General features: G+C 65.5%; 8 protein-coding genes. 4 read left to right on the top strand and 4 right to left on the bottom strand.

The genetic code is table 11. The annotated features are described in order from the left end of the window. Nucleotides 1-169 precede the first annotated feature (169 nt). Nucleotides 170-1,288, top strand: coding sequence for a M20/M25/M40 family metallo-hydrolase (locus D3I60_RS06015; protein ID WP_262775237.1), 1,119 nt, complete (start codon nucleotides 170-172; stop codon nucleotides 1,286-1,288). 39 nt (nucleotides 1,289-1,327) lie between these two features. Here D3I60_RS06015 and D3I60_RS06010 read toward each other — a convergent pair whose 3' ends face one another. Both D3I60_RS06010 and tmk read right to left on the bottom strand, forming a co-directional pair. After that, the gene (locus D3I60_RS06010) at nucleotides 1,328-2,485 is read right to left on the bottom strand and encodes a DNA polymerase III subunit delta' (RefSeq protein ID WP_262775236.1); all 1,158 of its coding nucleotides are present in this window, start codon (nucleotides 2,483-2,485) and stop codon (nucleotides 1,328-1,330) included. 1 nt (nucleotide 2,486) lies between these two features. Beyond that, entirely contained in the window at nucleotides 2,487-5,384 is a 2,898-nt protein-coding gene (tmk, locus tag D3I60_RS06005) for a dTMP kinase (protein WP_262775235.1), read from the bottom strand. 109 nt (nucleotides 5,385-5,493) lie between these two features. Between tmk and D3I60_RS06000 the strand changes: the two genes are divergently transcribed. Then, a complete protein-coding gene (locus D3I60_RS06000; protein WP_262775234.1) occupies nucleotides 5,494-6,249 on the top strand; it encodes a lipoate--protein ligase family protein in 756 nt (251 codons plus the stop codon). A 93-nt stretch (nucleotides 6,250-6,342) separates the two neighbouring features. Further along, complete coding sequence (locus D3I60_RS05995; RefSeq protein WP_262775233.1) at nucleotides 6,343-6,837, top strand: GNAT family N-acetyltransferase; 495 nt, start codon at nucleotides 6,343-6,345, stop codon at nucleotides 6,835-6,837. A 186-nt stretch (nucleotides 6,838-7,023) separates the two neighbouring features. On the opposite strand, the gene topA is transcribed toward D3I60_RS05995, so the two are convergent. After that, nucleotides 7,024-9,873 (bottom strand): type I DNA topoisomerase, encoded by a 2,850-nt coding sequence (gene topA, locus D3I60_RS05990; RefSeq protein WP_262775232.1) that lies wholly within the window; start codon nucleotides 9,871-9,873, stop codon nucleotides 7,024-7,026. Between the two features lie 168 nt (nucleotides 9,874-10,041). Next, on the bottom strand, nucleotides 10,042-11,700 hold the full coding sequence (locus tag D3I60_RS05985) for a class I SAM-dependent methyltransferase (RefSeq protein WP_262775231.1): 1,659 nt from the start codon (nucleotides 11,698-11,700) through the stop codon (nucleotides 10,042-10,044). A 34-nt stretch (nucleotides 11,701-11,734) separates the two neighbouring features. Between D3I60_RS05985 and D3I60_RS05980 the strand changes: the two genes are divergently transcribed. Continuing rightward, the gene (locus tag D3I60_RS05980; RefSeq protein WP_262775230.1) at nucleotides 11,735-14,011 is read left to right on the top strand and encodes a DEAD/DEAH box helicase; all 2,277 of its coding nucleotides are present in this window, start codon (nucleotides 11,735-11,737) and stop codon (nucleotides 14,009-14,011) included. Nucleotide 14,012: the final 1 nt, after the last annotated feature.

The raw sequence follows: 14,012 nt of genomic DNA, 5'->3' as shown, positions 1-14,012 counted from the left end.
AAACGACGGATGCTCTCCTGAGCGGTTCCGACCAAGACCTTTGTCACCCCCTCGCTGACAGGCGACAACCGGGCGTCTGGCCCGCAGTCGAACGGGGGCCGCACAGCAACAGTCACGCACCCGCTAACCTTGAAAGGACAGTTGGCACAGACACGAGGGAGAGACATCCATGGCAGAGTTCGACTCCGACGACTTCATGAGCGACTTCCAAGCGCTCATCGAATGCGAGTCGTTCTCCAACGACCTCTCTTCATTGGCCCGCAGCGCCCGACTCGTCTCGCGCATCGGCACCGGAATGCTCGGTGCCGCACCTCAGATCATCGAAACCGACGGCCACCCGCATGTCCTGTGGCGCTTCGGCACCGGCCCGCGCAAGGTCGTGCTCATCGGCCATCACGACACCGTCTGGCCCACCGGCACGCTCGCAGACTTCCCGTACTCGGTCAAGGACGGGGTAGTCCGCGGACCCGGCGCCGATGATATGAAGGGCGGACTGCTCATCGCGATCTACGCCTTGGCGAAGGTCCGTGCCGAACTCGGCAACCTCGATGGTGTCAGCCTCCTCATCACCGCCGATGAAGAACTCGGCTCCCCTGGTTCCCGGCAGATCATCGAAGACGAAGCGCGTGGGGCAGAGGCCGCCCTCGTGTTCGAAAGTGGTGCCGCCGACGGTGCCGTCAAGATCGCACGCAAAGGCGTAGCGATCTACCAGCTTGAAGTCAACGGTCTGGCATCGCATGCCGGAGTCGAACCGGAGAAGGGCATCAACGCCACCATCGAAGTGGCAAACCAGGTCATCGAAATCGCCGCACTGCACAAGCCCGCGGTCGGCACCTCCGTCGTCCCGACCGTGATGACCAGCGGATCGACCACGAACACCGTGCCGGCCAAAGCCGTCGTCGGCATCGACTCCAGAGCAGCCTCGGTGGATGAACAGGTGCGCATCGATGATGCTCTGCGCGCCCTGACGCCCAGCGTGGCCGGTGCGAAGATCGAGCTCAAGGGCGGAATCAACCGCGCCCCGCTCGAAGAGGACATGGCGATGGGCCTCTATGCTCGTGCCCAACGACTGGCAGGGCGACTCGGGCATCCCCCGCTGCGGTCAGTCGCAGTCGGCGGCGGGTCGGACGGCAACTTCACCGCCGGAGTCGGGACGCCGACCCTCGACGGCCTCGGCACCGTCGGCGGAGGTTCCCACGCCCGGACCGAACACGCTCTGCAGATCTGGATTCCCCGCCGCATCGAACTCACCGCGGCACTCGTCGCAGAGCTCCTCGGCGACGTCTGAACATTCGGCCACTCCCCCGGCGCGCTCAACCGTCGGCGATCAGAGTGCGCCCGTGCGGTCCTCTTGCAGCCAGGGGTTCGACAGCAGCACGAAGGCTGCTTCAACAATGAGCACGGGCGACATGTTCGTCTGCAGGCGCTGCCGGGCCTCGGTGATCGCATCGATGCGCAGCAAAGTGGTGTCGGGGCCGTCCCGGTTCGCCTGTTCGGCGATGAGGTCGACTTCGCCGGCGTTGATCCACCCGTCTCGGATCCCCAGCTGGTACATGAGGATGTCGCGGTAGAGGCTCATTAGTTCGAGGAAGATCCGGTCGAGCTCATCGTTACGGGCTCGCACCGAACGGCGCTTCTGCTCCTCCTCGAGTTTTCTGATCTGTGCTCTTGCCGAGGGCGGAATCGTCTTCTCCCCTTCGACGCCCAACGTCGTGAGAAGCTGAGTCCGTTCGGCGGCATTGCGCTCTTCGACGCGTGATTTCGCGGTCTCAGCGGCGGCGTCAACGATGCGCCCGGCCAGGCGGATCGTCGCCCCCACCGAGGTGAGTTTGCCGGGGATCGCAAGGATCTGCTTGCGTTCGGCATCGGCCGACTCGTTGAGCGCCAGGTATTTCGCGCGCCCGATGTGGTTCTGGGCCACGGCGGCAGCCCAATGGGCCCGGTCCGCCGAGACGTTGTCACGCTGCATCAGCAGCTGCGCCACCGCATCCCGAGAGGGGATCCGCAGACGCACGGGACGACAACGCGATCGGATGGTGGTGAGCACATCGATCGGACTCGGCGCACACAGCAGCCACACGGTCCCCGGAGGCGGTTCTTCGATGGCCTTGAGCAGCACGTTCGCCGTTCGCTCCATCATCCGATCGGCATCTTCGATGATGACGACGCGCCATTTCGAGTTCACCGGCGACGCCTGCGCCTTGGACACGAGTTCGCGGACCTCTTCGATCGAGATGACCGATTTCTGGGTCGACATGATCGTCAGGGACTCGTGATGACCCGACAGAACCCGGGCGGTCACATCGTTCGATTCCGTGCCCCCGGAGATGAGGGCCGCAGCGAAGGCGCGTGCCGCGTTCGACCGACCCGACCCCGGAGGACCGGTGAACAGCCACGCGTGGGTCATGGCCGTCGGGTTGTTCAGGGCATAGCCGAGCTGCGTGATGACGTCATCCTGGCCGACGAGTTCGTCGAAGACGCTCACTTCAGGAATCCTCCGGGTTGGTGAAGCGACGGTTGCTGCGTTCACGCTGCCTGCGCAGACGCTCCCGTGCCTGACGTTCGATCTCGGCCTGGGCATGCAGGCGTTCACGGCTCATCTCCCGTGCACTGCGGGCCGGGAGAACCGTGGTCTCTGCGTCCTCGTCGTCGACCGAGTCGGAGGTCTCGCCATCTGCGCTGGCGTTGACAGCCGGCTCGGCCCGGTGGACCACCCGGGTCTCGGCTTCTTCGGGATCGACGCGGTTGACGATCCGGGTCTCGGCGTCTTCGTCCGCGGCGATGCGGTCCGTCGGCACCCCATCGGCCTCGTCGCTGTCATCGATGAGTGCTTCTGAGGCGTTCGCACTGGCCGGCAGCACCGTGGTGGCGTCGTCCTCGCCGGAACGGCGCTCGTCCTTCCTCTCCAGGAAAGACGGGAGTTCCTCCTCGTCATGCTCCGTGTCCCGGTCCGCCGTTTCGCCTGCAGATGCCGGTGAACCGGAAGCACCGAACTGCTCCTCCTTCGCCGAGGCGGCCGGGTCCTCCCGCAGATCGGCACCGAGGTCGACGCGCTCGGTGGGAACTGCGCCGGACATCTCGGCCTCGGCGTCGGTGATAGCAGCGGGGACGAAGCGGTCTCCGGAGGCGGGAACGAACCGCGGTCCACGTTCGTGAACTGAGTCATCGCCGCTGATACCGCTTGGGTCGGCGTCGTCTGCGGCAGCTTCCTCTGTCGCATCGCCGCCGTCGACGGCATCGCTGTCGGCATCGCGGTGACCGATCGCATCGGCAGAACTGTCCGCAGAGTGTTCGTCGTCCTGGTTGTCGTCGTCTGACTCGACCGCGCCGTCATCGGGCACGGACCCGGCGGCCACGGCAGCGACCGGCACGGAGCCGCGTTCCGGACCGCCGCCGGACTCAGCATTCGACGTCGAGGCGGGGGCCGCCTCGGTGCCGGTGTCGCGTCTGACCAGGGTCTGCGGAAGCCGAGCGCGGATGGCCGCAAGGATCTGCTCGGTGAGATCATCGGCGTCGACCGAGGCGTCGAGGACGACATACCGGTCGAGTTCCTTGTGTGCGCGGGACAGGTAGGTCTGGCGCACACGCTGGTGGAACTGCTGGTTCTCGTCGTCGAGGTAGTTGCTGTCGCCGCGCTTGCCCATCCGCTCGGCCGCGACCTCGGGTTCGATGTCGAGGACGATCGTCAGATTCGGTACGAGCCCCTTGGTGGCCCACCGACTCAGCGCGAGGATCGTCTTCTCGTCGAAGCTGCGACCGGCTGCCTGGTAGGCGATCGTCGAATCGATGTACCGATCGGTGATGACGATGTTTCCGGCGTCGAGGCTGGGGTCGACCAGGGATGCCACATGGTGGGCACGGTCAGCAGCGAAGAGAAGGGCTTCGGTGCGCGAGCTCGGCGGGTCGGAGTCGAAGAGAACAGAACGGATCTTCGTGCCCAGTTCGGTGCCTCCGGGTTCGCGAGTGGCCTCCACGTGATAACCGTCATCGGCCAGAGCCGCGGAGATGCGTTTGATCTGTGTGGACTTGCCGGAACCATCTCCGCCTTCGATGGCGATGAAGAATCCGGCGCCGAGGCGTTCGGCCGAGTTCCCGAGTCCACCGGCCGCAGTCTCCGGCTGGCTGGGCGGGCGGAATCCGTGGACGATGTCGACGGACAGCCCCTGCAGTCTGTGCGGGTCGAAGGTGAAGAGTCCGATGACTCCGGCGACCAGGGCGGCGATGCCGAAGATGAGGAACGCGACGTCGCTGGGAGCCAGGATCCAGTCAGGGCTTGAACCGACTTCGACCGTGCCGCCGAGGTCGAGGGCGTTGATCACCAAGGCCAGACCGGCGCCCGCGACGGCACCGTATCGGCGGGAGAAGTCATAGGGCTGAGCGCGCACGCCGATGCCGACGAGGAACGCGATCGCGGCCGAGAGCACAACCTTGCCGGAGAGTTCGTTGATGGCGCCGGTGGCGAGCAGCAGCACACCGGAGACGAGCAGAGCGAAAGTGGACACACGTGGACGGGACATTCCGGGGGCGAAGGTCGGCCCCATCTCGAATCCGACGGCCCACCCGACGAGGCAGCAGGCGATGATGAGCGCGAAACCGGCCTGACCATAGCCGTGGCCGATAGCCGTCGGCTGGGCCAGCATGAAGGTCGCGCCGAGGACGGCGAAGAGGCCGATGCACACCCACGGATTCGCGATCGCCTCGGCGGGGCGGGCGACCCGGGCCTTGAGTTCAGGGAACTGCCCGGTCGTCGCAGACTCCGCGTGCAGGGCACGTTCGGGGGTGAGGAAGATGATGACGGAACCGGCGGCCATGCCGATGCCCACCAGCAGGGACACCCAGCCGAGCGCTTGAGTTCCCGCTGCAGAGCCGCCGAGGATCTGGAAGGCACAGGAGACGAAGACGAGGACGGCCGCGGGAATGCCGACGCGGCGCCACGGCTTCTCGTGTCTGAAGGGGTTGATGCTCATGAGCAGACCGACCACGGCGCCGAGGAACAGGGCCGCGACCCAGGTCAGCCAGGCACTGGGAGCCAAGCTGAGGACGACGAGAAGTGCGGCTTCGACGATCGCTGAGATGCTCAGAGCTGTCTTGCGCACCGCCGGCGGTCGGGAGGCGAAGACCTTTGCGGGAATGAAGAGACCTGCGCAGGAGAGGGCGAAGACGATGAGCAGCGACAGACTGCCCATCTGATTGTCGAATCCTCCGGAGCTGAGAGACTCTCCCATGGCGGTGAAGGCGCGTCCGCCCACCGTCGCGACGAGTCCGCTGGTTCCTGCCACGACATAGCTGATCGCGACAAGAACGATCAGGGCACCCCAGGCGGCGGTCTCGGTGACCAGGCGGCCGGGGGCTCCGGGCAGGCGGTGTCCTGTAGTCGTCAACATGCTCACAGCCCTACACTATCTGGCCGAACTGACATATCTCTTGGAAACGAGTGCGATCTGCGACAACCCGGACCCGACCGGGGCCTGCCGATCCTCTACCCTTGAACTCGTGCACACAGACTCACTGGCGATGACCACGGTGGCGGCGGAAGGCTTGGGCCCTGTGGAGGAACTCGCATTCGCCCGCGTCCTCCTCGATTCGGTCAAGGCCGGACGCCGCGGGGCGACCCTGCGGATGTACCGACCGGCCCCGACCCTGGCGTTCGGTGCCAGGGATCGTTTCCTGCCCGGGTTCGCCGCCGCCATCGCAGCGGCCCGGGATCACGGTTTCACGCCTGCCCTGCGCAGCCTCGGCGGGCGCGCGGCCGCATACCATCCGGGGTCGCTGGTCGTCGATCACATCGAACCGAGTGATTCATTCATCACGAACACCAACGCACGGTTCACCGGTTTCGGCCAGGACTATGTCGAGGTGCTGCGCGGGCTGGGTATCGATGCCCGCCTCGGCGAGATTCCCGGCGAATACTGTCCCGGTGAGCACAGTGTCAACGTGGCCGGGCGGATCAAGGCGATCGGCACCGCTCAGCGCGTGGTCTCCGGTGCCTGGCTGTTCTCGTCGTCGGTCGTCGTCGAGGACCCGGATCCGATCCGCGCGGTACTCACCGATGTCGAAGCCGCTCTCGGAATCGACTGGGATCCGTCCACGGGCGGATCGATCAGCGAGGTCCATCCGGAGGTGACGATCGATTCCGTCGCCGAGGCGTTCGCCTCCTACTATGCCGACGCGAATCCGGATTCGCCCCTGTCCCCCACCGCCGAGGAGCTGGCCGAAGTAGCCGCCCACGCGGACAAGCACAGGCTGTGAGGTCGGCGAAAGCAGTGGACGGCACAGGCCGGGACAGCGCACGAACCACGGAGACTGAATTCCTTTGACCGAACGACTTTGGGAGCACACAACATGACCGTCACCATTCGTGAAGCAGAACGCTCTGATCTGCCCGACATCCTGCGGCTTGTCCGCGCGCTGGCTGTCTATGAGAAGGAACCGGATGCGGTGGAGGCCACCGAGGCGGATTTCGCGGCAGTGATGTTCCCCGACGATGGTCATGCGAATACGTTCGGTCTCGTAGCCGAGGCGGGCGGCGAGGTCATCGGCATCGCGATCTGGTTCCATTCGTTCTCGACCTGGACGGGCAGGAACGGCATCTGGCTCGAGGACCTCTTCGTCTTGCCGGAACATCGCGGCTCGGGAGCCGGAAAGGCGCTCCTCGGCCGGCTGGCGCAGATCTGCCGGGCGCGCGGACTGACGCGGCTCGAATGGTGCGTGCTCAAATGGAATACACCGTCGATCGGGTTCTACGAATCGCTGGGTGCGAAGCCGCAGGACGAGTGGGAGACTTACCGCCTCGACGGTCAGGCGCTCACCGACTTCGCAGATTCGTCGCGCGGCTGACCTCGTCCCTGAGGCACTGATGACCTCGTCCCAGAAGCACTGGAGTACGTGGCCGGTGCCAACAATCACAGTCCACGGGGTATCACTGGCCACAGGAGAAGAAACGTCTTTCGCCACCTGCCTGGACCATCAGGCAGGTGGCGAAAGCAGTGACAGGTGACCGCCGCGGGCTCGGCGGACGTCGGCTCAGGGAGTCTTCGGCTTGGCCGTGCTCGTCTTCTTCGCAGCCGTAGTTCTCGCAGCCGTGGACTTCGACGCAGTCGACTTGGAAGCCGTCGTCTTCTTCGCGGCGGTGGTCTTCGACGCTGTTGATTTCGACGCGGTGGTCTTCTTCGCGGCTGTCGTCTTGGCTGCCGTCGTCTTCTTCGCAGCCGGCTTTTTGGCGGGGGCCTTCTTCGCCGGAGCCTTCTTCTTCGCCGGTCCCTTCGCGCGCTTCTCAGCGAGCAGAGTCGCGGCACGTTCGAGCGTCACGGCTTCGACGGAGTCGTCCTTGCGCAGGGTCGCATTCGTCTCACCATCGGTGACATACGGTCCGAAGCGACCGTCCTTGACGACGACGGGCTTCTTCGTCTCCGGGTCCTCCCCGAGTTCCTTCAGCGGTGCCGCGGCCCGACGACCGCCGCGCTGCTTCGGCTCGGAGTAGATCTTCAGCGCCTCTTCGAGGGTGATGTTGAAGATCTGCTCCTCATCGGTCAGGGAGCGGGAGTCGGTTCCCTTCTTCAGGTACGGTCCGTAGCGGCCGTTCTGCGCGGTGATGTCCGTTCCCTCTTCGTCCTGACCGACCACGCGCGGCAGGCTGAGCAGCTTGAGCGCGGTTTCGAGGTCTATCGAGTTCAGATCCATCGACTTGAACAGGGAACCTGTGCGCGGCTTCGGCTTCTTCGCGCCCCGCTTCGGCTTCTCCTCGGGTTCGGGCAGCACCTCGGAGACATAGGGTCCGAAACGACCGTTCTTCGCCACGATGGTGTGTCCGGTCTCCGGATCGACACCGAGCTCGCGGTCGCCGTCGCCTTGGGATTCGATGAGTTCGGCTGCCTTCGCCGCTGTCAGCTCATCGGGTGCCAGATCGTCGGGGACGGAGACCCGCTTCGGGTCCTCTCCGTCTTTCTCCGAAGCCACCTCGAGGTAGGGACCGTAGCGGCCCACGCGCAGGTTCACGCCCTCGCTGATGGCGACGGTGTTGACCTCGCGGGCATCGATATCGCCGAGGTCGTCGACGATGGCTTTGAGTCCTTCACGGTCCTGGGTCTTGTCACCGAAGTAGAATCCGGCCAACCAGTCGTTGCGATCCTCCTCGCCCATCGCGATCCGGTCGAGTTCGGATTCGAGGTCAGCGGTGAACGCGTAGTCGACCAGACCGGTGAAGTGCTCTTCGAGCAGGCGGACGACGGAGAACGCCAACCAGCTGGGCACCAATGCGTTGCCGCGAGTCGTCACATAGCCGCGGTCCTGGATGACGGAGATCGTCGCAGCATAGGTCGAGGGTCGGCCGATGCCGAGCTCTTCGAGCTGCTTGACCAGGCTGGCTTCGGTGAAGCGCGGCGGCGGAGCGGTGGTGTGGCCGTCGGCTTCGGCCTTGACGACCGACAGCGATTGGCCCTCTTCGACCTGCGGCAGCCGCGACTCTCCGGACTTCGTGTCGTAGCGGGACGCGTCCTGACCCTCTTCATAGGCGGCAAGGAACCCGCGGAAGGTGATGACGGTGCCGCTGGCGCTGAAACCGGCCTCGTGGCCGTCGGCGAGGGCGGCGCTGACCTTGATCGTCGCGGTCTTGCCCTTCGCGTCGGCCATCTGGCTGGCGACGGTGCGCTTCCAGATGAGGTCGTAGAGACGGAACTCGTCGCCGTTCAGCTGCTTGGACACCTGTGCCGGGGTGCGGAAGGAGTCACCGGCGGGGCGGATCGCCTCGTGGGCCTCCTGCGCCGATTTCTGCTTGCTCGCGTACTGGCGCGGCGACTGCGGAACGAATTCGGGACCATAGAGTTCGGTCACCTGCTTGCGGGCGGCAGCGATGGCCTGACCCGACAGCGCCGAGGAGTCGGTACGCATATAGGTGATGTAGCCGTGCTCGTACAGCGACTGGGCGGTGCGCATGGCCTGACGAGCGCTCATGCGCAGTTTGCGTCCGGCTTCCTGCTGCAGGGTCGAGGTAGTGAAGGGGGCGGCCGGGCGCCGGGAGTACGGCTTCGACTCCACCGCGGTCACCGTCAGCGCATCCTTGGCGCTGCCGTTCAGCTCTGTGGCCAACGACTCCGCTCGCGCCTGGTCGACGATCGTCGCCGAGGTGTTCTTCAGCTCGCCCTTGTCGTTGAAGTCACGGCCGCTGGCCACCCGCGATCCATCGAGGCTGGTGAGATTCGCGGCGAACGGGTTCGTCCCGTCCGGCAGACCGAGATCGATATCGAGGTCCCAGTAGTCAGCGGGCACGAAAGCCATGCGTTCGCGTTCGCGTTCGACGACGAGGCGGGTGGCCACGGACTGCACACGTCCGGCCGAGAGTCCGGCACGGATCTTGCGCCACAGCACGGGTGAGACCTCGTAGCCGTAGAGACGGTCGAGGATGCGGCGTGTCTCCTGCGCGTCGACGAGCGAGGAATCGATATCGCGGGTGTTCTCCAGAGCCCGTTCGATCGCCTCAGGCGTGATCTCGTGGAAGACCATGCGCTTGACCGGAATCTTCGGTTTGAGGACTTCGAGCAGATGCCAGGCGATGGCCTCTCCCTCGCGGTCCTCATCCGTTGCCAGATAGAGTTCGTCGGCGTCCTTGAGCAGACGCTTGAGTTCGGTGACCTTCTTCTTCTTGCCCGGATCGATCCGATAATAGGGATCGAAGTTGTTGTCGACGTCGACAGCGAACTTTCCGTACGGCCCCTTCTTCATATCGGCGGGCAGCTCCGAAGGGGTGGGCAGGTCGCGGATATGACCGACGGAGGCCTCGACGTCATAACCGTCGCCGAGGTATCCCACAATCGTTCGCGCCTTCGTCGGAGACTCGACGATGACGAGGCGACGGGGCTTCTTCTCGGTTGTGGTCACGCTTTCACATTCCTCTCACGGCATCAGCTGCCCGCTGCAACGGACGATCCGGCCCAATGTAACACTGTTGAACGGACACGTTCCTCATCGGCCCTTGCGGCCCGGATGCTGCCCGGACCTCGCCCGATCTCGGCTCGGACACGGGGTCAACGGTTTCCGATCCTATCCCTATTCCGCCGACGTCCCAGTCGCCGAGCTCCCGATATCACCGCTGTCGGGCAGCAGCGCACCCGCCGCGCACAGGGCTCTGACCTGCGCGACGAGCTGATCTTCCAGAGCCGTGGGATCGACCTCGAGAAGCTGGGCCAAGGCCCCGGCCGTCTGTCGCAGGGTCAGCGTCCCATCCGCGACGGACACGAATCCGGCCAGGGCCGTGTCGAGATCGAAGACCTGCCCGAAGCCGATCCCCTGTTCCAAGGTGATCGAGTTGGGTTCCGGCGCTCCGGGAACGAAATGGCGATGTTCGACGAGGTCGGGTGAGCGGGTGAAAGCGGTCGCGGCGATCTCCTCAGGTCCGGCCGCTGCCAGCCACGACCGGATCGCGATGACCGTGGTGAGGAACTCTGCGAGTCCATGCGGATTGTTCGCTGGCGCCGAGGTGACTCTGACCCGGGTCTTGAACACTCCCTCGGCCGTCCCCGACGGTCCGCGGTCGACGTCCGAGTCGGCGCCGCCGATCACGGGATCTTCGGTACCAATCGTTGGCACATCGTTATCGGACTTCGCCATCAGCACGTACCCGAAGACGACTTCGTCCACAGCTCTGGTGGCGAAGTCGTCGAGCCATGCGGCGACTGCGTCGTTCCAGGCGGTGCTGGCGCGAGGGACCCCGCCGTCGCGGATCCACGTCTCGGCATAGGCGACGGGGTCGAGGGCCTCACGTTCGATGACGAACACGGACGTGTAGTCATCACCGACCCAGGTCTCCGGTCCTTCGTTCTTCCCGGAGGCGGCTTCCCAGTTTCCGAGGCAGACGCTGCGTCCACCCGAGGTGAGGTTCTCAGGGATCCGGGTGAAGAGCTCCCGAACAAGTCGGTCCCCGGTCATTCCGCCGTCCCGGTATTCGAAGGTGGTGTCCGTGCTGCGCGGGGTGATGACGAATGGCGGATTCGACACGAGCAGATCCACGGGTTCCTGCAATGGTTCGAGAAGAGAGCCGTGCCGGAATTCGATCGTCGTCACACCGTTGAGTCCGGCCGAGAGTTCGGCCAGACGCAGGGCACGTTGGGAGATGTCGGTGGCGATGACTCGGTCGCTGTGTCGGGTCAGCAGCAGAGCTTGGATTCCGCAGCCGGTGCCGATGTCGGCGGCCACCCCGACGTGGTCGCGCGGGGTGATCGACACCAGTGTCCGGCCGGCTCCGCCGAGTCCGAGCACGAATTCTCCGTCGAGGACATCCGGTGTGGTCAGGGTGCCGTGGTCGGCCACGAGATAGAGGTTCTCGTCCCCGGGACGGAAGCCGCGGGGGACACCGACGGGAAGATCATAGGGGGTCAGGGCGAAGGGGGCGGTCACCTCCTCGTCGTCCACGGTGATCAGCCCTGCCTCGGCGGCGGTGTCGAAGGACTCCCCCAGCAGGGCTCGGACCTCAGCGACCGGGACTGTGCGGTGGAAGTGGAAGAGCAGCGCGGCGCTGGCCATGGCCCGGTCGGCGGCCGTCGACGACTGGTCCGCCAGCGTCCGGGCGCAGTGGTGGATGGCGGGTGCGGCGTTGTTGCGCAGCAGCGCCTCCGTGGTCGGGCCACCCCAGAACTGGCGCAGCCGTGGTTCGGTGTATCCGGAACGGTAGAGGGTCTCGCCCAGGTGGGCCAACGGCAGATCAGTCACAGAAGAATCCTAGCGACTGCGCCATAATTGACTCATGGCCTCCTCTGCTCTTCTCGACATCGTCACCGGTTTCGGTGCCCGGGATGAGCGGATCGTCCATGTCCGCGATATCCCGCAGCGTTTCGAACGGGACGCCGAGTGGCCGGACTGGATCGACGAGGAACTCAAGCACGCATGTCATTCCATCGGCGTCGACGCTCTGTGGCAGCACCAGCTCGAGGCGGCGCAGACGGCCAGGGACGGTTCAGACGTCGTCATCGCCACCCCCACCGCGTCGGGCAAGTCGTTGGGATTCTGGCTGCCGGTGCTCGAAGCGATCCAATCGACTCGCGGAAAGCTGCGCACCGCCTCGGCGATCTACATCGCTCCGACAAAGGCTCTGGCCGCCGATCAGCTGGCCAAACTCGAACGATTCGTCATCCAGGGCATGCGTCCCGCCAGCTATGACGGGGACACCTCGCAGGTCTCGAAGGACTGGGCGAGACGGCATGCGAACATCATCTTCACCAACCCGGACATGCTCCACCGCAGCATTCTGCCCCAGCACGAGCGCTTCGCCCGGATGTTCAAGAGCCTGCGCTTCATCGTCATCGATGAAGCCCACCGCTACCGTGGAGTGTTCGGGTCCCACGTCGCACTCATCCTTCGCCGCCTGCTGCGCATCGCCGCCCACTACGGGGCTGCCCCGGTCGTCATCGGAGCCTCGGCGACGATGGCGAACCCGGACGCAGCCTTTGCGAAGCTGACCGGGCGGCCCGCACACGCGGTGGCCGAGGATTCTTCACCGCGGGCAGCCGGCAGCTTCGCACTGTGGGAGCCTCCTGTGTCACCGGGCGGGGATCGGCGCAGCGGCCTCGTCGAGGCCGCCGATGTCATCACCGATTCGATGTGCGCGGGTTTTCGGTCGATCACGTTCATCGCCTCCCGCCGAGGCACCGAAGCCCTGGCGCAGACGGTCCGTGACCAGGTGGGTGAGGTGGATGAGACCCTGACCGGCAAGGTCGCGGCATACCGGGGCGGGTATCTGGCCGAAGAGCGCAGGATGCTCGAGGCGGCTCTGCGTTCGGGTCAGCTGCTGGCCGTGGCGTCGACGAATGCTCTGGAGTTGGGCATCGACATCTCCGGACTCGACCTGGTCATCATCTCCGGGTGGCCGGGGACGTTGGCGTCCCTATGGCAGCAGGCGGGACGCGCGGGCCGAGCCGGGCAACGGTGGATGGCTGTGTTCATCGCCCGCGATGATCCGCTCGATACCTTCGTCGTCCACCATCCCGAAGTCATCTTCGACTCCCCCGTCGACGCCGGCGTCATCCATCCGGGCAATCCGCACGTGCTCTCCGGTCACCTGTGTGCGGCCGCCGCCGAGGTGCCACTGAAGGCGGCCGATCTCGTGCACTTCCCGGACAATTCGTCTGCGGTCGTCGACGACCTCGTGGAGCGGAAGATGCTGCGGGTACGGCCGACCGGATGGTTCTGGGCAAAAGACCAACCGGCGACCGACCTGTCCGATATCCGCGGTTCCGGCGGCGGACAGTTCAGCCTGGTCGAAGCGAGCACCGGCACTCTGCTGGGCACGGTCGACGAATCGGGAGCACATACGGGAGCCCATCCGGGCGCGGTGTACACGCATCAGGGGATCGACTTCACGGTCCTCGATCTCGACCTCGAGGACCGGATCGTCGCCGTCGAACGTGCCCAGGTCGACTACACGACTCAGCCGCGCTCGCAGACGGAGATCTCGATCGTCGACGCCGATGCGCAGCGGGTTCTGCCCTCCGGGGTGGCTGTGTGCAGCGGCACCGTCGACGTCAAGGATCAGGTCGTCGCCTACCGGATGCGGGCCAAGCGCGGTGGAGCGATCATCGCCGAACATGAGCTCGACCTGCCGGAGCGCACGCTGCGGACGAAGGCCGTGTGGTGGACGATTCCGCAGAGCGTCCTCGACGAGGCCGAAGTCGTCTCCGGAGACCTGCCCGGAGCCGTCCATGCCGCCGAGCATGCCTCGATCGGTCTACTGCCGCTCTTCGCCGGCTGCGATCGCTGGGATATCGGCGGGGTGTCGACGGCACTGCATGCCGACACCGGACTGGCGACAGTGTTCGTCTATGACGGTTTGGCCGGTGGTGCCGGTTTCGCCGAACGCGGCAGCGAGGTCATCGAAGAATGGTTGGGTGCGACAAGGGATGCCATCGCCGCATGTGAGTGCATCGACGGCTGCCCGTCGTGTGTGCAGTCGCCGAAGTGCGGCAACGGCAACGAACCGTTGGAGAAGGACGCTGCGCTGCGGCTGCTGCGCACCGTGCTCAGGTAGC

Source organism: Brevibacterium permense (assembly GCF_025506275.1).
GTDB lineage: Bacteria > Actinomycetota > Actinomycetes > Actinomycetales > Brevibacteriaceae > Brevibacterium > Brevibacterium permense_A.
This window is presented reverse-complemented; position numbering and strand designations above follow the sequence as displayed.

Excerpts from the sequence above, each read along its gene's own strand:
- D3I60_RS06015 (WP_262775237.1), top strand. The coding sequence starts at position 170 with ATGGCAGAGTTCGACTCCGACGACTTCATGAGCGACTTCCAAGCGCTC.
- tmk (WP_262775235.1), bottom strand. The coding sequence starts at position 5,384 with ATGTTGACGACTACAGGACACCGCCTGCCCGGAGCCCCCGGCCGCCTG.
- D3I60_RS05995 (WP_262775233.1), top strand. The coding sequence starts at position 6,343 with ATGACCGTCACCATTCGTGAAGCAGAACGCTCTGATCTGCCCGACATC.
- D3I60_RS05980 (WP_262775230.1), top strand. The coding sequence starts at position 11,735 with ATGGCCTCCTCTGCTCTTCTCGACATCGTCACCGGTTTCGGTGCCCGG.